We start from the raw sequence: 19,861 nt of genomic DNA on the forward strand, positions 1-19,861 counted from the left end.
AAAGTAATTCCGGCACATAAGTGAGGCCGAAATCTCATCCTGTTTTTATAAGGAATTCGCAGCAGTCGTTTCTGTTCCCTATGGTCTTGAGCGCCTCAACGCTGAAGTCGGAATCCACTTTCAAGGTTATGTTTGAGAAAATTTTCCTGGTCAAAGTGCACAATATCGGGTTTTTGCGGGCTTCTTCTCCTTTCCAGGGGCACTTTGTTCCCCTTATTATCCAGGATTTTTCTTTTTCAACCATTACAGAGGAAAAATCTCCGCCTAAGTGGTTCATTATTTCAGCGCAGATTTTCCCTGCATAAGCGAAGTCCATCTTCCTGTTCTCCAAATGGTATATGTCAAGAAGCGTTTTTTCGACCATTCCTGTCATCTGGTTAATTATTATCTTCTTCTCGTCATTGGAAATAGACTGAAGAAGAGTCGGAATGATTCCGGTAAGGATGTTCTGTATCCGGTTTTTAATTTCAAGGCTGTCGCGGTCAGCCATAAGCCGGTCATGCATCCACTTTACCCTGAGCAGGGATTTTACTCTGATCTTAAGCTCAAGCCTGTTTATGGGTTTTGTAAGGAAATCATCAGCTCCGGCTTCAATCCCTTTTATCCGGTCTTCAAATTCGGAAAGAGCAGTCAGCATCAAGACCGGGATGAACTGGGTTTCCGGGTCGTTTTTGACAAGTTTGCAGACATCATAGCCACTCATCTCAGGCATCATTACGTCCAGGAGGATTATGTCGAGTTTTTCTTCCTTTAATTTCAGGATAGCTTCTTTTCCGCTATGTGCAGTAATGATATCATAAGGCTCCAGTGAAAGGTAGGCTTCTATAAGCTCTACGTTTTCAGGTATATCATCGACAATGAGGATTTTCGGTTTGCTTTTTTCATTCAGCAAGAATTCCTCCCCTGGACTCATGAATTTTAATCCCTTCGGATGTGATCTCAAAAATATACATCTCGGGAGAAATTGGAGTGCCGCGCATCTTGGGTATGCTCATATAACGCTCCATTTTTCCAAGATAAGAATTTTCTTTTACCAGCAAGCGGATAGACCCGTAGACTGAATACTCAGCAAGCTGGTGGGTCATGTTGTGTGCGGATTCGTCCATAATTAAAAGAGCAGTACAGCCTTTTTTTCTCACCAGGTAGTTCAGCGCGTCAAACTGATCTTTCAGTTTTTTCGTAGAGACATGGAGGACAAAGGTCCCTAAATTGTCTATCACAAGGCATTCAGTTCCTTCACTTATTAATTCTATAAGACTTGGAATTTCGATATCCAGGTTTTCAGGCTTGAACCCGTATCTGGTCTGTCCTACAATTTCTGAACGGTTCTCAAAGACATTTTCTATAGTAAGCTGTCCGCTTTCATAGTACGGCTTAAGGTCGTGCCCCAGCAGGCTTGCCTGATAGAGGATATCTTCGGGAGTTTCTTCGGTTGCGATTATCATACATTTCCTGCCTTCAAGACAGTTTTTATAAATGAAATGGATTCCGAAGATTGTTTTTCCGCTCCCTGCTATGCCTGTTATAAGAGTTACTTTATTTACAGGATAACCCCCAATAAGCTTCCTGTCCAGTTCTTCGATGCCTGTTGAAACCCTCTCCATTTTTCCCCACTCTTTTTATTTCTATCTTAATAACTTTCCACATTATGAAGTCGTATAAAATCATTAGCTCGAAATCATTAGAACAGTTTCCAACTGACCCCTATATTTAGAAACTGTTTATAATATAAAATAAAAAGATATCTTTTCTACGTAATTTCACTTTTATATAAACGAGTGTTAATATTATACTTCATATTGTATAATTAATCCCGCCTATTTGACCATTCCGGAAAATATTTTACCCAATATATTTTTATTAACTTTAAATTTGTATCCTCTTCAAATTCAATGGAGAATTTTCCAACTCGAAAAATATGCAACAATTTTATTATATAGTTGCAAAGTTGAGTTCATTGCTTGAAGTTGTTTTTTATACTTAGTTAAATTTTTAAATTTTCAGCAAATACATTTAATTTACTTTTACCCATACAATTTGAAGAGGATACTTAAATTTCTCTTTATGAAATCCAATATATCATATTTTTTTCATAATGTGTCTTTGCTAATTCTGTCCCACTTACTATATATTTTTATTTATCCCTCTGTTATCCTTATCCAATTTGAACATTTTGTATGGGATTTCCAGGATGATTTCCCCTCAATTTGGGTCTTTAACCTTAAATAGTTCTCTTTTCACCTTTCTTACTCCGATATACCTTTTTCATTCCTTTCTGTTCTCTTCTCTCTTTTCTTCTGTTCTGTTCTCTCTTTTTTTCTATTCTGTTCTCTCTTTTTTTCTATTCTGTTCTCTCTTTTCTTCTGTTCTCTTCTCTGCCCTCTTCTTCTTCTGTCTTAATTTCTGTTCCTGTTTCTCCTCCTGTCTGAATTTTGAGAGAAACCTTTAATATAGATAGATCCCATCAATATGCTGCACTGCGGGCTCGTAGGGTAGCCAGGATATCCTAATGGGCTTCGAAGTAAGATTATTACGAAGATACCCATTGACTCGCGTTCGAATCGCGGCGGGCCCGCTAATTTCTTTTGATCTGGCTCCCTTAATCCTGTGAAACTTTCAACAGTCTGTTCTTTTTGAGGTACAAATAAGGGCTAGTCCTTACTATTTCCATGGTGGGATACAGCCTGCAATTTTTTCAACATTCTTTTCGCTATCCTTTGGCTTAATATCCATCATCGCCCTATACTCGGTCGTGACGTGAGTTATTGATCAATTCCGAAAAAGCAGGTATATTCCCCCTCATTTGAGAAAAATATATAAAATTTTTATGCTTATGGTTTTCAATAAATAACACCTACCTGGTCTCTTCCTTTTCTTTTATTTCTATTGCATCTATCCAAAAATATGTCATCTAAAAATAAATGGCACATGATAGTGTTTCTCATTTGAAGATGGGCATCACAGTTTTAAATTCTCTTTTTAATATATCTCGAGAACAATTCAATACATACACATATTTTTTTATATGTTGACATCAATTATATCTTAAGAAAGATATCTCTTAAGAAAGAGGAGGAAAATAAAAGTGAATTTTTTGGAACAAATGGATGTTTTCTGGTACCAGTTGGGTAAGGGAATCAAATTTACAGTATGGGTATTTGTTCTGTTAGTTGTATTTTGGGCAGTGTCTAAAATAATGACGAATTTTCCCCAATTGTGAATATAATTCATCCATAATGTCACATCATGACAGATGTATTAGATAATCCAGAATAACCTCAATGTTGCCAATTAAAGAATAGACCTGCAATCTGGGCTCTGGTTTTTCTAATCAAGAATAAGACAATTATTTAACATGTAGGATTAGGAAAAATAACATGTAGACCTGGATCAAAAAGGCGAAACGAAACACTTACAACCGAATTTATATATTGGCTAATTCTTTCTCTTAATTCTTTTTTTGATTTTACTTTTATCCTTTTTAAGATTCACTAACAAGGATAGGACTTAAGCGGTTGAACTGAGAAATCAATATTATTAAGCCTTCAACTGTTTTAATACAAATTTAACCGCAGTGCCTATTGTACTTTATTTTATGCTTCTAGTACGTAAGTCCTAAAGGATTGAAACTAAATCGACACATATATAAGGTTGAAACTTATTTAAATTCTCTACCAGGATCCTCTAAAAACCAATGAAAATTTTTCAACTATTAGATAGCCAATAAACTGAGTGAGAGGATCATGGACAAAAAATTCGGGATTGTTTCACCGACATAGCAAAAATTAACGAGATAAAAAAAGGTAAATCGATAGCTGTCTTTAAGGAGAGAAGTAAAAATGGCTCTGAGTGACATTTACTATTATTTTGTTGCACATGCTATGATGGCTGGTGTACAGATTGCTGATCTGTTTAATCTGAATATAGACCAAAATCCAAATGGGAAAATTTCTCTCAGTTTCGGGTCTTTGAATTTTCTTTCTAAATTGCGCAAAAAATAATATTATAGTTATTATTTGTTGGAAATCGATACTATTCTATGATTTACATATCATTTCCTCCTCGTTGTAATGATTGTGGCAGTAAATGATATGTGAATTCTCACTGCACTCGTCTTATTTTTCGATCATCGACAACTTTTGTGGCTGTAAAGCCCATTTTGAGGGCTCAGTTCTTCACAAATTCTCATTTGATTGATTTTGTTCCTCAAGTACGTGAATCCTGAAGATTAAAAAGAGCACCTGAAAAAAAGAAATTCAATCTGTTTGCTTGTCCGGGAGATAAGAAAAAAGCAGAAACTCTGACTTATACATAAAAACCAAATAGCTTAAATATTTTGAAGTATTCTTCTCTAAAAATTCATGCATTTATATAATCCTTCCTACATATATAGTGGAAAATGAAACCTGTATTATTCTTAGCGCCTTCAAAAATCTAGTAAAAAATAAACTCTATTTCAAAATCCATTGATGGACATGAAATTAAAAATCATTAGATTTGACATTGGTTACAATCCTTATTATACTATTTATGGGTTGAAGTCCTTAGATGTCGAATATTTATTTAATTTGAATCCAGGATTCTTCCCGTATTCAGATTTTCCAAATACAAAGATCACTATATTTTGGAACAGGATCAAAAAAATAACTTCAAAACTGAAAAATATTATGCCAGTAAACTTGTACAATAGGGATAAAATGTTGCCTATCTTAACTGAATTGACCAGATCGTGTAGTTACATTATTACGGTTGATAAGAAAAGCAAAAGTGGAATAGAAAGAACCTCTGAAAAATGAGCTCAAACATTTTATGGAATACAAAAATACCATAAATACCAACGTTCTTCGACCAAAAGGCAAATACGCTCTGGAAATTGCACTGTCTATCATCAGATCCTCTAAAGAAGAAAAACTGATTCGGCTCGAACACAAATATGATAAAAAGAGCAGGATGATTTAATTGAGAAAGGGTTTTCGTACACTACTTCTTTATTTGGAACGTTAGGCATTATCTCATTAATATTTTCTAATAGTGTTGATTTCGTATTATTCTCCATCTTGTTTTGAAATCCCTGAAAAAGAAGTTTATTGAAAAGGTAAGGATTAACATGAGTACAGTTCAAAGAATTACTAAAAACATAGCTATAACAGGCTTTTCTCAGCTACTCATTTCAATATCAGGTTTTTTATTGGTAATTTATATAGCAAGATATTTAGGAAAAGCTGACTTCGGGAAATTTAATTTTGCTCTCTATTTTTCAACATTCTTTTTAATTATTGCAGACCCTGGAATAAGTAGCTTTATAATTAGAGAAATTGCAAGAAATAAAGAATTAACAAATGAATATGTGACAAATGCATCTTTAATCAAATCAATAACATCACTGATTACATTTATTTTAATTGTTGTTTCTATAAACCTTATGGGTTATCCACAAGATACAAAATTAATAGTGTATCTGTTTGGGACATATACACTATTGACTTCTTTTTCATTAACTTTCAGAGCTGTATATCAAGCATTTGAAAAAATGCAATGCACAGCTGTTTTAGATATAGCCAAACAGTTGATACTCATAATAAGTGTTTCTTTTGTAATATATTCAAATAGGAGCCTACTGGAATTAGCTTACTGCTACGTGTTAACAGGTATTGTTGATATTTTATTAAATGTTATTTTTTTGAAAAAAATCGAACACATAGAACCAAAATTTAATTTAGCACTGTGGAAGCCTATGATTATCAAAGCATTCCCTTTCGGATTAAATGGTTTTTTCGCGGTGTTCTTCTTCAAAATAGATACTTTCATGTTATCGGTAATTAAAGGATATGTAGAAGTTGGAATATATTCAGCCGCTTATACCCCTTTACTAGCATTGAGTACTGTTACATCTAATATGATTACTACAGCTATTTATCCAGTAATGTCAAAAAATTTTATCCATCTGAAAAATTCATTGGAATTTATGACAGCTTACTCTTCAAAGTATATTATGATTATCGGACTTCCAATTTCGATTGGATGTTTTACTCTGGCAGATCAATTCATAAACTTATTTTATGGTGATCAATATTCAGAATCTATAATTGCATTTAAAATTTTAGCTTTATTTATACCCCTTAGACTTATTAGTGGAATAACCGGAACACTTTTAACATCTATAGACAAACAAAATATCCGTACTTTCAGCGTTGGAATTTGTGCTGCAATTAACATTATTTTAAATATTATATTGATTCCAAATTTGGGATTTATTGGTGCAGCGATTTCAACGGTCATATCCGAATTATGTTTGTACATAATATTTCTAATTTTTATTCAGAAATATTATAAGAAGATAAAGATAAATCAATATTTTACAAAACCTTTTGTCGCCTCTTTATTAATGGGTCTTTTTATTACCATGACTCCAGAATTGAACTTATATTTATTAGTAATGATTTCTGCAATTGTATATATTATAGCATTGTTATTTTTGGGAACATTTGATCAAGAAGACAAAAAACTCTTCAAACAGATTTTCAAGTCGGTGTGAGCTATGAAGAACAATACAATTAAATTTGTCATAGATAAAGAATCATGTACCGGATGTGGAACATGTTTTTCTTTGTGCCCAAATAATGCTATAGAAATGAGAATTGACGAAAAAAAAGGAGTTTATCTCCCCAGAATAAATGATACAAAATGTAATTCATGTGGCATTTGCTGCAAAGTGTGTCCAGGATATGAATTTAGCTATGATTCACTAAATCTTGAAATATTTGGACGAAAACCGGAAAACATGCTTATTGGAAACTCTTTAAATTGCTATGCAGGTTTTTCAACAAATGAGTCTATTCGCTTCAATTCTTCATCAGGGGGACTAATCACACAAATTTTGATATTTGCTCTGGAGAAAGGCATAATAGATGGTGCATTAGTCATAAAAATGAATAAAGATAAACCTCTAGAACCAGAACCCTTTATTGCAAAAACAAAAGAAGAAATAATCGAAGCCGCTCAATCAAAATATTGCCCTGCTCCTATGAATGTAGCATTAAAAGAAATATTGGACTCAGATACACATGAAAAATTCGCGATAGTTGGGTTGCCTTGTCATATAAGAGGTATTAGAAAAGCACAAAGAGTCAATGAAAAACTTAGAAGATGTATCATTTTTTGTTTAGGCATCTTTTGCAACCACACCCCACATTTCCTTGCAACTAGTCTTTTTTTACAAAGATATAACATAAAAAAAGAGGACATTGTAACCTTAAATTATCGAGGAGAAGGATGGCCAGGATTCATGACTGTGAATACAACAAAGTCAACTTTGAAAATACCACAAAGAAACAGTTGGATCTTTATAGGTTCTTATTTTTTTTATCCAAAAAGTTGTTTAATCTGCAGTGATGGGCTCTGTGAATTATCTGATGCATCTTTTGGGGATGCATGGCTTCCAGAATATTCAAGTGATAGTAAAGGTACATCAATGATTATTATAAGGAATAAAAAAATACTACATATACTAGACGCTATGAAAAATGAAATCGAAATAAAGAGAATAAATCCTGATAAAGTAGTTCAATCACAAGCCAGAATGCTTTGTTTTAAGAAGAAAAGTTTGAAATCTAGAGAAACAATACTGAGGAATTCATCAATATTAAATAACACATTAAATCCTGATATAATAGATTATATTCTCTCAACATATGTCTGTTTCAATGTATATTTATCATCCAGCAAGATATTTAGAAAAATATTAACAAAGATTCCATTAGAAATATTAAATATATATAACATGCCATATAAATTAATAAGTATTATAAATACAAATAAAATGTTAAAAAATTGGAATAAAAAAGAAGAGAAATTATAAAGAATTCAACAAATCTTTCACATATTTTCCATTTAATGAAGATTTTTCTTTTATTTGGGGGATTATGTACTTTAAATCTTTTTGTATATTTTCACGGTTAGACCAACAATCGTAAATTTTGCTTTTTAAGAGATTATAATTTAGGTCATTAACGTCTATAATATAATCTTCTTGCTTTAACATTTGTCCAATAACTCCATGCATTTTGTGGCTATAAGCAATTCCAACTGTTGGTACATACATAGATGTTGATGCTATCGTTGCATGCATTCTAGCACCCACAAATAGATCACATATTCCGATAATTCCCTTTAATTCTTTGGCATTATATTCATTCAGTATTAATTTCACATTAGATTTATTTTCAACAATATTATAAATCTCTAATATGGATCTTTTGTCACTTACTTTTTCCGAATAAACATGTGGTACCATAATAATATTGGCGTCTAATTCTTCGATTAGACTGTCAATTACTTTCGCAAATATACTTACAATTTCTTGAGAAGAGTTTTCTGAATCTGATTTTCTAAATCTACTTATTAATCCACTAGAATTAATTCCAATAATCGGCCTCTTATTAATATCTATACCTTCATTCGATAAAATCTCAAAAATAGTTGATAGAGGAGAAGGTTCTAAGTTGAAAGCAGGATCAGCTGTTAGATATACCTTCGGATTGTTTATTTTATTTTCAATAAGATATTTTTTAGAAATACTCTCTCTAACTGTTATTAGTTTAGTTCTGTTTAATACGTATTTTGCAATAAAATTGAAAATCGGATTTTTATAGTACCCAAGACTCTCTGCATAAAGAACTACAGGTTTACCTAATAGAATTGCATAAGATATATTTAATAAACTACTAAGTCCAAATTTCTCTCCACTTAAATGATCCCCTCCAGTGTTTACAATAATGTCTGAATCATAATAATAATACAGATCTGACTTTTTAGAGATTGGAATAGAAATACCAATATTTGTTAGCATTCTAAATATGAAACACTCAAATAAATAAATCCAAGGACATATATTTTTTAATGGTTTTATAGCTAACTGCTTCTTAATAGGAATATCTTCTTGGCCAATTTCTGTTCCCATAAAAGTAAATTGAGAATTAGGGATGTATTTTCTAAGAGTATCAATTAAAGAAAATACTAAAGCTTGACTTCCTTTATTTGAAACTCCTGCATGTAATACAAGTATTTTAGTCATACATTATCCTCACTCTTATTTTAAAAAATAGATGTATAATAACTCTGCGATTTTGTTGTAAATTTCATTATATTACTTAGATTTTTGGCAATGTCGCGAATTTGCTGTAAATTCAAAGTCAAGTTTTTGTGCGCTGTGTGCAATCTGGTTCTTCAGAGGTGGAATTTTCTGCCCAACAACTTCTTGAAATTTATGATTTTACAGAACTTTCGGTACACTGCCAGATTTTCAAAAACGATACAAAAAGTGCCATTTTAAGTTGTTCCTTCAAAGAGTTAGATTCGGTGACCTATAATGATGCCTATGACTGGAATATAACTTTTTGTATTGTTTTCGTTAATATACCTCAAGTGGTTATATTATGCTCATCTCCTATCTAGTAAGTGATTAATAAAAAGTATACAGATTAAATTCTATTGTGAGTAAAGAATATAAATTATAGAATGTAATAAGCACTTAAATCTTTGTTATAATATATTTTATTGTATTGAATTAATATGATGGAAATCTTCTCCAAGAATGATCTTAGAAACTGTTGATTTATAATATCCTTATAAGAGTGTAAAATATCCGAGGTCTTTGTTTCATACAGATCTTCAAATGAAGATTTTTCCATGGTTAAAAATTTGGTTGTCCATTACTAAATGGTTGGTATTTAGATTCGAGCTTTATAATAATGGTTCATTTGGGTTCGGTTAAGGTTTAAAAACGTCCTGAAGTGTTATTTTTTATGCTATATGTCTAGTAATTATGTTGGAAAATTGCTATAAGTGGTATTCGAAGTTGTGCATAAAATTCGTTAATCGATGCCAAAAGAATGATGGTTATGTTTGTATTTTTGTTTAATTGAAATAAATGGAATCAAGCCGTACCCAGTGCGTAATAAAAATTAATGGGAAATGCCACTCAGGTTGCTTTGGAATAATATTATCAATTAACTGAAGGCCACCCAATGAGTTTATATTTCTGAAATTCTGAAGACGAACTCATTTTATTCCAAGATAAGCTTTGGCATCTCCTGTATCATATACTGCATTAAAATCTCTATCTAGTCTATTTTTGAAGTCTATTCCGAGAAGCATTCTAGGATTTTTTTCCCCGTGAATCTGTACAGGTCTTTGCAAACTAACTTTTCTCCAGATAACAAGCTTGTCATCCATATATTTCCAATTAATATCTCCCAGGATAGTTGAAGGATAATCTGCTACTTCCTTTCTATCTTGGTATATTTCGTATTGATTTCTTGCTGTTTGGAGATCTGCAACAATGATACCGCTATAAGAATTATTTGTGCTTTTAAAAAGTTGAATCTCGGATTCAGTAGAGACCAACCTCTGATTTATTTCTTTAGCGTATATTGGAGAGTCCATGTTTGTAAAGAGGTTCGTTGTCATTAAAAAGGAGGAGAGAAGGAAGATGATTGATATGAATGCTAGCCGATGTTCTCTCTTTTTGAATAGATTTGAGAGCCTGAGCATTCCGAGCCCTGAAAACATTACAAATGAAACATAAATGAAAGCAGGCCAACGGTAAGGCATTATGTTTCTCATTCCCATCAGTGGGAAGGTGAAAAATATGCCGTATAATAAGACGAGCATGAATATAAAAGAAAATGACGTTCTGGTTGTATACTTTCTAGATATAGAGGAGAGGCTGCCGATAACTCCCAGGAATATATATATTAAAAAGCCTCCTATGTTTAGAATTGAGTCAAAACTATCTTGAATGTTTGAGATTGTAGTCCTCTCTAAAAATCCTGCTTCCATAGATAGTGAGGCAACTAGTCTTTTCAAGGTCAAGTCAAAAAACGGATATTGAGGGTTCATCATCCAATGGTAAATAAGTACAGTCAGGACCAAAGCACAAAAAGATAAGCTTATTGAAAATTTATCACTTTCATTTTTTTCCCCGTATATTGACCTAAAAAATAAACGTCCTATATATATTGAGACTATGGACACTACGGCGATGAACGAGGATACTGTATGTGTCCACATGATTATGGAAATGAACAGTATCGAAATCGAGGCATAAAAAGCTTCGTTTTTGTTTCTTTCCAGTGTCATGTATAGTATCATTGTATAAATAGCAAGCCCAAAACTCATTGGGATGACTTCGATGCTCCATTCTATATGGAAATCTGCAAAATTGAGCATGAGCATAGAAAGCAGAGCAATACGGGTATTATTTGTGAGATTTTTTGCGATAAGGTATACAAAAATGGTGCTTAAAGGTACAATCATTCCAATAATTGCCATTGATTGTTTTGTGGCCAGATCACAAATTAATGCCGATATTGCTGTGTAAACGTGCATTATAGGGAAGTTTCCGTAATATTTTCCATAAGATGTGTACTTTTCGAGGGAACTGAAAGTTCCCAGTTTGCAGATGATTTCTATCATATCTGCATGGCCCCAAGGATCGGAGCCTACAGGATAAGGGGATATGAAATAGGCACTAAGTCTCACTAGCAGAGAGAGCAACAGTATTTTTATCATGATGTTTGAGATCTTTTTATTACTAACCAGATCTGAAACTAAAATTCCCAGACTTAATACTGCTACGTTGATGGCGATAAAGATGAAAAATATTGACGGCCTGTGATAGATTTCTGCTTGATTATAAATCACGAGGGAAAACAGAAAAAGAATCCAGAAAAGGGTGTTTAGTACTTTTTCCATTTTTACTTGAAAATTAAAAGGAAAATTTGTTCTGATGAATCGGAAATTATTTCTGGTAATTCTGAGATTTTCATCACTTAGAAGTAATTGCTCGCCATCTTCTAGAATTTTGGGTCTTAGTCTAAGGTAAAGTAGAGAACTTAATGTTAAGAGGGGACCCAGTGTAATTAGATAGTTGTTGCTATATATCAGGTTTATGAAAGTTATTAATAATCCTAGAATTAAACCCATTAGAGCAAATAATCCATCGATTTCTCTAAGAACTTTTTTCTCGATTTTGGTGGCAAGTATAATGGAAGGGAATAAGGTTAATAAAATTACATAAGGAGCAATTTCCTTGAATATCATAATCTTCCTCTCCTTAAATTCTCAAGAATGACATTTTAATACCGATTCCTTTTTCATATGAATTTTTTATGACTGGAGTCTCTTACGCAAACATCTCTACTTAATTTATTTACAAAGGATGAAACCATAAATAATCGGATTTGTTTAATGAACTTTCCAGACGGTAAGTGTAGCAATTCGCCTAAATAAATACATCTTTTCAAATTAAAAATCCTATGAATTATATAAATCACATGGATTGAAAATAAATTAAAGTATTATAGATTGTTATATATGCTTATAAGTTCGTGTTTTATATTATCCAAAGCAAATTTTTTGGAATATGTATATATTTTGTCAGCATTCCAGTTTTTATTTAATGCTAGAAGTATCATCTTAGCAAGTTCTGCCGAATTTTCAGGTTCTACGAGGAAGCCATAATCTTCAGAGATTAGGATACCACCACTGCCACCATTATGTGTTGCGACGATGGGCTTTTTACATGCCATTGCCTCAATTTGAACAACACCAAAACTTTCTCTAATACTCGGTAACACAAAAACATCACATGCATTCATCCAGATTGGAATTTCATCATGAGGTTTTTCACCAGTGAGAAGTACATATTTATCCAGATTATTTTTCTTAATTTGTTGATTCAATTTTTTCCATAGTTTTCCCCCACCAACGATTACACATAATATATCTTTTCGCCATTTTACGACTTCGCTCACTGATTCTATAAGATATTTATGGCCTTTTATAGTTTCAAGATTTCCTACTGACAATATAATTTTTTTATTAGTAGGAAGATTTAAAGAATTTTTACATGCATTTGGATCTTTTGGATAAAAAAGATCACTTCTATAACCATTAGATATAATTTTTACAGGAGACTCAACATCCAGTTCATTGATACAATCTAAGTTAGATTTACTGACTGTAAGTATGCAATTTGCATCATTAAGAACATCTTCGATACTTTTTCTCCATGCTTTATCTCTAAAAGGCAAATCGTAAATATCATATCCATGTGCTGTTACAACAAATGGAACATCGTATTTCTTACTCAATTTTGCTCCTACATACCCTGAAGACCACGTAAAATGCGAATGGATAATATCAAATTCAATATTATTTTGTTCAATGACTTTTTCTGCAGCTTTAAAATTTTTCTCGCCCAGCCTCCTATCTTTAGAATCAAAAGAAGCATATAAAACAGGGGTAGGATAAACATTAAGATTAGAAGGTTTATTTTTTAAGTCAATTTTGTAGCTCAAATTATATCTATTTAAAAATGGTAGTGGAATATACCTGGAAAACTCTGCAATTGGATTGTATCTAACTAGCACAGAAACAGTATCAAAATTACTAGATACAAGATCTATAGGATCTTTTTGAAAATTATTATATGAATGACAGGTAAATAATATTTTCTTTTTCAAAGACATACAAGATCACAATCATTAATCTGGTTAAAATTAATTCATGAAGAGCAATTACTGAAAATGAAGACAAAAACTCACTTAACACATTGAGACTTTTCCACGAAATCCACCATAAATGCAGTTACATCGATTTTATCTTTTAGTAAAAGATTACGCTTTTTAGTACCATTATGTTTTAAATTCGGATTACTTAACAACTCAATTGCTTTCTCTAAAGCCTCTTTACCCATTGTTTTTTCATCTTTAAAATTATATACAAGATCGTATTTAATTTCTTCTTCATCAGTGTATCCTCTACCCGCATAATCGCAGAAAATAGCGTGTGTTCCCAGAACAGCACATTCTGAAGCCATTGTTGCACTTTCGCCATAAAGGAGAGTAGCATAATATAGCAGATCATGCATTTTTTCAGGGGATATCGTGATACGATACTTCTCAAATTCCGAAAGTAAAGGAGTTTCCGAAGTTATGAAAACTCGACCATATTTTTCAAAAGCTTTCACAGCATTTCTTTTGTCTTCCAAAGTTAAGCCTTTGTGCCCAATATCGTGACTTGCACCCCAGGAGACGAATCTTAAAATAATAAAAGCATCTTCTTTTCTTAACCCTATTTCATCGAGAACTGCAGGATTGGGTTTGTAATAATTTGGATGTAGATATGCAAGCTCATGGTAACCATTATAGCGGACTTCTTTTTTTCCAAGATTCTTTTTGTAGCAGGAAGGCACACATATCGCCTTGGCAAAAGGGAAAGAAAGTAAATTTTGAAGTGTCCCATGCTCTGTGTCATTAAATAGAATTGATGGTTTTTTTATTAAGGCAGATACATGTGCCACATATACGTTCCCTACTCCGCCGATTAAAAGATCAGGATTGAATTTTCTTGCCAAATTATATAATTTATAGTCTATTTTGAGCATTTCAATCCCTTTGTGGAGGGTTGAATAGTTATACGTCCCTACCTCCACATAATCCATACCAAATTTATCCAATAGGTCTAGTGTTATCTCCTTATTTCTTGAAGTAATTAGTATTTCATGGCCTTTAGACTTCAAAATCTGTATTGTATTCTTAAATTGGTATACATGAGCAGGGTGTGCAATATCAAATAAAATTTTCACACTTTTCGCTCCCCAAGATACCCTTTAATGATACCAAAGGTTTCCTCTGCGTGTTCTTTTGAGGATACACCTACAACTACCGACTTAATGTTGGGTAATGAAAATAAATATTCATAAGCCTCTTTTGGCTTCAGATACCCTGCTGCCAGTGTACTCATGGCCAGTACATCCACATCATATTCACTCAGGCACCTCTCACATTCTTCTCTTGAGGGATTCATCTGGAAGCCTGCCTTGTTAAAGGAGGTCATGATCAGAGGCTTTTTTATACCCCACTCGTCAAAGCTCTTTACAAGCCTTGTGAAGTTCATTGTCCCGAAGGCAGGGACTGCATTGTAATTCTCTTTTATATGGTCAATAAAGAACTCGAATACTTTCTGTGAGTTCATAGAAAGAGCAAGGTCGGTCAGGACATTGTGTAGAAAAATCGCTTTTACGTTAAATCCATTAAAAGGCAGCATTTCTACGTCAATGAATGTGGAAAGCATGTTAAAGAAGTCCTGGTTTAAGACAGTCATTCCGCCTTTAAACAGGATCTTGAGTTTCGTGGCGGTGCTGGCTGGCTCCAGGATATCTTTGAGCATTCCAACCACACCCACCTCATTAGCTTTTCTTACATAACCCTGAGCGTAGGGAATGAGAGGATATATGTTCAAGTTCTTTGACAAAACTGGATCCGAGCCGATGGCTTCCATTATCATCTTCGTTTTTGGATGTGTAGAAAGCATCATTCCGGTTCCTCCAAGTTCATAAAAATCCCTCACAACACTAAGAATTTTTTCTGTGTCGCTGAAGAGCTGAACTCTGTCTCTTGCACGATCCTGTGAAAAATGATCCACGCCTATGAACTGGTTATGTCCCAGAATGATGGGATCGATTTTCATAATTCATCACCCTCTACTGCAGATTTCGTTGATGCTGATTTATATATTCCATCCACAACTTTCTGAGCTTTAAACCCATCAAAAATATCGAGCCCTGAATCTCTCCCCTGTTTCACAGACTCTATCATATGCATATCTTCTCTGGTATATTCCGGGCCTCCAAGGTCAAACTCAACTCCTTCATAGAGATCCTGTTTGTAATAGGTTTTCCACCTGGATTCCTGGTCACCATAAATTTTAATATAATCATCAGTAACTACCAGCATACCTTTTTCGCCATGAACTTCTATTTTAATTTCAGGAAGCCTATAATTTCTCACACTCCAGGATGTGTCCATGTATCCCTCTAATCCTCCTTCGAAAAGAAGATACGCATGAACAAAGTCCTCCACATCCTTGGAGTAATAGGACTTTGTGTGGCCCTCGACAAGAGAAACATCACCAAAGAACCATATTAGGAGATCGACTAGATGGGCTGCAAGAGTGCTTAAAACACCTCCACCACTTGCTTCTTTCTTGTACCTCCATCCTTTTCCTTTTGAGAACAATTGGGAAACGTACATGCTGGAGTTAAAATAAATCAGCTCTCCAAGAACACCGCTGTCTATGATTTCTTTTGCCTTTTTGAACGTATCCACGAAACGTTTAGAATACCCAATCATATTTATTACAGGTTTTTTCTGAATCGCTTCTATCAAAGGCTTGCAATCATCAACTGAAATACCTAAAGGTTTTTCAACAAAAAAAGGGATGCTATTATCCACACAGTCTAATGCAATATTTATATGAAATGACGTTGGAGTTGTAATGTATATTAAATCCAGGTTTTCATTTTTTATCATGTCCAAATAATTACTATAAGTGCCAATTGATGGCAGTAATTGCCGTATGGGTTTCAGGATTAGATCTTGTTTTTCTGCAACCGCTTTTACGTTGGCTCCATTCAAACTGTTGAGTATTCCTGTATGCAGAATACCCATTTTTCCCATTCCAACAATACCTACATTTATTTTTTCAGCCACAAGAATCACCAATTTATAACGTAAATTAAACCCCTTTCTCATACTCCATCTTCTTCAGCCTGTACAGGATCTCATCTTGGATCTTCCGATGGGTTTTCAGGACATCAGCTATAAATCCAAGAGTCAATGTGGAGACCCCAACAAGTATTAGTAACACTGTCAGCACAGCAGAAGGTAAGTTTCCACTGACAGTTCCCGTACTAAAGAATCCGACAAGTACTTTGAACCCGAAAAGAAAACCTACTACAATGGAGATGGAACCAATACCACAAAAGGTTTCAATAGGATGAAATTCGCTGTAACCTCTTGCAATTGTAATTCCTGCCCTCTTGGCGTATTTCCAAATACTTGAGATAAGACGGGAATGGCCATCCCTTCTTCTGAATTCGATGGGGACTTCTTCGATCACAAGCCCGTAATAGGAAGCCTGGATAAGGGTTTCCTGGACATAGGTATAATCAGCCATAACATTCAGGTGCAGTGCACAGTCCCTGGTAAAAGCCCTGAAGCCGGACTGGGCATCAGAGACAGGAAAGCCTGAGACCCTCCTTGTGATGAACGTTGCGATTCTATTTCCGATTATTTTCTGAATGGGCATATGCTCGATATGACCCTTTGTACGGGAGCCCAGGACAAAGTCTGCTTTGCCTGCAAGAATGGGTTCTATGAGTTTGAAGATTTCTTTTCCATTATACTGCCCATCTCCATCAGTATTCACAATAATATCTGCATTCATTTTAAGAGCAGCCTGGAGTCCGGCTCTGAAAGCCGGGGCAAGACCTTTATTATTCTTGAAACTGATTATTTTATCTGCGCCTGCCTTTTCAGCCTCCTCTACCGTATTGTCTGTAGAGCCGTCATTGATAACAAGGACTTCAACCTCTTCACAGCAATCACGCGGGATTTCTTTTATAACAGACGCAATTGTTTTCTCTTCATTAAAAGAAGGAATCATTACTACTAATTTCATAACATCACCTTATGGGAAATAAATGGGATTTCATCCCGCCAATACCAGTTGTATGGTCGAAACTTATGTAATCCATAACAATAATTTTCTTAGCCAATTTTTTTGTCCGCAGGATCATTCTACTTTATTAAGACTACCTCATTGAAAACTGGAAGGACTATTGTTATATTTTAAGGAGCTATAACCTCCCTGCGCGTTTTTGTTTCTCTCTTAGTTGTGCACTGGAAACTTTTGCTCATACAATGCCTGGTACTCATCGGTATGACCTTTTTTCTGAAATTATATTATCGAAATTTTATTCTCAATACTTTTTTGGAGAAAGTTTTACAGATGCTGCCTCGAATGTTACGAAACTCTGATAATAGTGTGAGTAATAAAGTGTAAATTTAAAATACACAGAAGTGCATAATACTAATATTTTATATGTTGGTTTATATTTATACATAAATAATTGCACCTGAAATTGAAAGAACGCACCCCATTAATGCAATATTCTTCCATTAAAGCTTGTTTTGAGCGTATAAGTGTAATTATTTCAGTTGGGAACTGTAGAGGATAATAGTATAATGTTATTTAATTAACATTACAATATATTGGTGGGAAGACAGGGATCAACTATATAAAGTTACTGAATTTGTATTTTACTATAAAAATTTAATAAAGATAAACAATGCTCACGCTAGCGTTATAATATGACAAACGCACAACTGAGTAATCGAGTCATAATTTTGAAAGAACTATTCTATTGATAAAATGTAAGACTGTTAATCTCGAAAAACAAAAAAAGCTAATTCCAAAAAAGGCATCTGAAGAACTCAATATTTTTTGGCGCTCAGTCTCGTGGATAACTCTGCCTGTTCAGGAAGTTCTCCCTACAAACCCGAACTTTTCAGGCTGCATCTGTCAACATTCCCACTTGCCGCATTTCCTGCTCGGAAAAAGAAAGAATAAAAAGAACATCCTGGAAAAAAGAAGCTGAAAAATCTGGCCCCTGTGCTTGATTCAAGGGAAAAAAGCCTGGGAAAGGATAAGTAGTCAAAAAAAATCCGTAGTCAAAAAAAATCAAAAAATCAAAAAAATCAACACAAATAAAAGAATATCTGTATAGAGGGACTCATCGAACACAAATGCTGGCAAAAATGTTTGAAGAGAGAGGCTAAAGAGATTCAGGGGAAAAACAGGGAGTGAAGAAGATTGGAAATGAAGAAAGTTTTTCAGAATATTTCCTCATAAATATACAAAGATAATAAATAAAGTGAAAGAATAAAACGCATTGGCAGTGTATAAAATCTTCTGTAAATTCTAAATTACAATATCTAAAATATAAACAAACATTTATAAAGATATTTTAGTATATTTTACGGGATTTCTGGCAGGCTAACAGGCCTCCATTAGAAACTACTTGGAACAAGAACCTTCAAAGATGGGCTGTTGCTGCAGACATTAACTCTTATGGACTTTCAGTAAAAACCACAAGAAAAACATTAGAGTCCTGGATGATTGCAGCAGGAATAATTGAATCTGCAGTCTGTCTTAGGCAAGGACATGATAATTTAACAAGCATGAGGCACTACCAAGGACTTTTGTTCTCTGATGCTGAACTACGGGATATTAAGAAAAAGTTGACTGCATGAGGAATAGTAAAGTAAAACAACAAGAAACCGCAAAAATAAACAAATTTTACTGGAAAACCTATGTATTTAACAAGAAGGCAGGAAGTCCCCTTCCTCGGAGGCATCAGCCGACAGGTGGGGGATGAAAGCCATCAACTTCCCAACATACCTCTTTTTCTAATGCCGAAAATTTATAAATTGTATAGTTGCGTATATTATATGATAACTATGAGATATAATCTTGATCGGGGTAGCCATTCGGTGTACTCACTCCATTATCATTTTGTGCAATGTATAAAATATAGGAGAAAGGTACTCTGTGACCCAAAACTGATAGACTTCCTCAAAACCAAAATCCATAATATTAGCGAAACTTACGAAGTTGAAGTGTTGAGTATAGAATGTGACAAAGATCATTTTCATATGATTTTCACCGGAAAACCAACTTTAGATATTCCAAAATATATCAACACTATAAAAACTATAACTTCAAGAGAAATCAGAAAAGAGTTTCCCGAAGTAAAATTGTTGTTATGGGAAGATACCTTTTGGTCAAGATCATATTTTTTAGCAACAACCGGACAGGTTACTTTAGATATTCTGAAAAAATACGTAGAGAGTCAAAATGCATCTCACAGCGAAAGTTAAGATATACCCAACAGAAGATCAGTTGAAAGTTCTATGGGAACTTTCTGATAAATGCTGTTCTTTGTATAATCTAG

General features: G+C 33.8%; 14 protein-coding genes and 1 tRNA gene. 6 read left to right on the forward strand and 9 right to left on the reverse strand.

Annotation, left to right across the window (positions count from 1 at the left end; all coding sequences use genetic code 11):
- Positions 1 to 34: 34 nt before the first annotated feature.
- Complete coding sequence (locus RG963_RS09830; RefSeq protein WP_310576095.1) at positions 35 to 892, reverse strand: methanogen output domain 1-containing protein; 858 nt, start codon at positions 890 to 892, stop codon at positions 35 to 37.
- Entirely contained in the window at positions 882 to 1,604 is a 723-nt protein-coding gene (locus tag RG963_RS09835; protein WP_310576096.1) for an ATPase domain-containing protein, read from the reverse strand. The genes RG963_RS09830 and RG963_RS09835 overlap by 11 nt, the downstream gene beginning before the upstream one ends.
- An 877-nt stretch (positions 1,605 to 2,481) precedes the next feature.
- On the opposite strand from RG963_RS09835, the gene RG963_RS09840 reads away from it, so the two are divergent.
- The 4 genes from RG963_RS09840 (at position 2,482) to RG963_RS09855 (ending at position 7,858) form a co-directional block, all read left to right on the forward strand.
- Positions 2,482 to 2,575 (forward strand) — tRNA-Arg (locus tag RG963_RS09840).
- A 2,234-nt stretch (positions 2,576 to 4,809) separates the two neighbouring features.
- On the forward strand, positions 4,810 to 4,959 hold the full coding sequence (locus RG963_RS09845) for a hypothetical protein (protein WP_310576097.1): 150 nt from the start codon (positions 4,810 to 4,812) through the stop codon (positions 4,957 to 4,959).
- 148 nt (positions 4,960 to 5,107) lie between these two features.
- The gene (locus RG963_RS09850; RefSeq protein ID WP_310576098.1) at positions 5,108 to 6,535 is read left to right on the forward strand and encodes a flippase; all 1,428 of its coding nucleotides are present in this window, start codon (positions 5,108 to 5,110) and stop codon (positions 6,533 to 6,535) included.
- Between the two features lie 3 nt (positions 6,536 to 6,538).
- Entirely contained in the window at positions 6,539 to 7,858 is a 1,320-nt protein-coding gene (locus tag RG963_RS09855; RefSeq protein WP_310576099.1) for a Coenzyme F420 hydrogenase/dehydrogenase, beta subunit C-terminal domain, read from the forward strand.
- Here RG963_RS09855 and RG963_RS09860 read toward each other — a convergent pair.
- The 7 genes from RG963_RS09860 to RG963_RS09890 all read right to left on the reverse strand — a co-directional run bounded on the left by RG963_RS09860 (position 7,853) and on the right by RG963_RS09890 (position 17,526).
- Entirely contained in the window at positions 7,853 to 9,073 is a 1,221-nt protein-coding gene (locus tag RG963_RS09860) for a polysaccharide pyruvyl transferase family protein (protein ID WP_310576100.1), read from the reverse strand. The two genes, RG963_RS09855 and RG963_RS09860, sit on opposite strands and share 6 nt — an antisense overlap.
- Positions 9,074 to 10,059: 986 nt before the next feature.
- Positions 10,060 to 12,102: a hypothetical protein gene (locus RG963_RS09865; RefSeq protein WP_310576101.1), complete on the reverse strand. Its 2,043-nt coding sequence runs from the start codon at positions 12,100 to 12,102 to the stop codon at positions 10,060 to 10,062.
- 257 nt (positions 12,103 to 12,359) lie between these two features.
- Positions 12,360 to 13,532 carry a glycosyltransferase gene (locus RG963_RS09870; protein ID WP_310576102.1) on the reverse strand — a complete coding sequence of 391 codons (1,173 nt, stop codon included), beginning with the start codon at positions 13,530 to 13,532 and terminating at the stop codon, positions 12,360 to 12,362.
- 71 nt (positions 13,533 to 13,603) lie between these two features.
- Positions 13,604 to 14,650, reverse strand: a complete 1,047-nt coding sequence (locus RG963_RS09875; protein ID WP_310576103.1) for a DUF354 domain-containing protein — start codon at positions 14,648 to 14,650, stop codon at positions 13,604 to 13,606.
- Positions 14,647 to 15,534: a hypothetical protein gene (locus tag RG963_RS09880; protein WP_310576104.1), complete on the reverse strand. Its 888-nt coding sequence runs from the start codon at positions 15,532 to 15,534 to the stop codon at positions 14,647 to 14,649. The genes RG963_RS09875 and RG963_RS09880 overlap by 4 nt, the downstream gene beginning before the upstream one ends.
- Positions 15,531 to 16,556, reverse strand: coding sequence for a Gfo/Idh/MocA family protein (locus RG963_RS09885; RefSeq protein ID WP_310576105.1), 1,026 nt, complete (start codon positions 16,554 to 16,556; stop codon positions 15,531 to 15,533). Before RG963_RS09885 ends, RG963_RS09880 begins: the two co-directional genes overlap by 4 nt.
- A gap of 25 nt (positions 16,557 to 16,581) precedes the next feature.
- Complete coding sequence (locus RG963_RS09890) at positions 16,582 to 17,526, reverse strand: glycosyltransferase family 2 protein (protein WP_310576106.1); 945 nt, start codon at positions 17,524 to 17,526, stop codon at positions 16,582 to 16,584.
- Positions 17,527 to 18,351: 825 nt separating this feature from the next.
- Here RG963_RS09890 and RG963_RS09895 point away from each other — a divergent pair.
- Together RG963_RS09895 and tnpA are read left to right on the forward strand one after the other, a co-directional pair.
- A complete protein-coding gene (locus tag RG963_RS09895; protein ID WP_310576107.1) occupies positions 18,352 to 18,477 on the forward strand; it encodes a hypothetical protein in 126 nt (41 codons plus the stop codon).
- Between the two features lie 890 nt (positions 18,478 to 19,367).
- Positions 19,368 to 19,787 carry an IS200/IS605 family transposase gene (gene tnpA / locus RG963_RS09900; protein ID WP_310576108.1) on the forward strand — a complete coding sequence of 140 codons (420 nt, stop codon included), beginning with the start codon at positions 19,368 to 19,370 and terminating at the stop codon, positions 19,785 to 19,787.
- Positions 19,788 to 19,861: the final 74 nt, after the last annotated feature.

This window comes from Methanosarcina baikalica (assembly GCF_031461075.1).
Taxonomy (GTDB): domain Archaea; phylum Halobacteriota; class Methanosarcinia; order Methanosarcinales; family Methanosarcinaceae; genus Methanosarcina; species Methanosarcina baikalica.

Coding starts and splice junctions, on each gene's coding strand:
- RG963_RS09835 (WP_310576096.1), bottom strand. CDS start 1,604: ATGGAGAGGGTTTCAACAGGCATCGAAGAACTGGACAGGAAGCTTATT.
- RG963_RS09855 (WP_310576099.1), top strand. CDS start 6,539: ATGAAGAACAATACAATTAAATTTGTCATAGATAAAGAATCATGTACC.
- RG963_RS09845 (WP_310576097.1), top strand. CDS start 4,810: ATGGAATACAAAAATACCATAAATACCAACGTTCTTCGACCAAAAGGC.
- RG963_RS09890 (WP_310576106.1), bottom strand. CDS start 17,526: ATGAAATTAGTAGTAATGATTCCTTCTTTTAATGAAGAGAAAACAATT.
- RG963_RS09865 (WP_310576101.1), bottom strand. CDS start 12,102: ATGATATTCAAGGAAATTGCTCCTTATGTAATTTTATTAACCTTATTC.
- RG963_RS09850 (WP_310576098.1), top strand. CDS start 5,108: ATGAGTACAGTTCAAAGAATTACTAAAAACATAGCTATAACAGGCTTT.
- RG963_RS09880 (WP_310576104.1), bottom strand. CDS start 15,534: ATGAAAATCGATCCCATCATTCTGGGACATAACCAGTTCATAGGCGTG.
- tnpA (WP_310576108.1), top strand. CDS start 19,368: ATGAGATATAATCTTGATCGGGGTAGCCATTCGGTGTACTCACTCCAT.
- RG963_RS09870 (WP_310576102.1), bottom strand. CDS start 13,532: ATGTCTTTGAAAAAGAAAATATTATTTACCTGTCATTCATATAATAAT.
- RG963_RS09860 (WP_310576100.1), bottom strand. CDS start 9,073: ATGACTAAAATACTTGTATTACATGCAGGAGTTTCAAATAAAGGAAGT.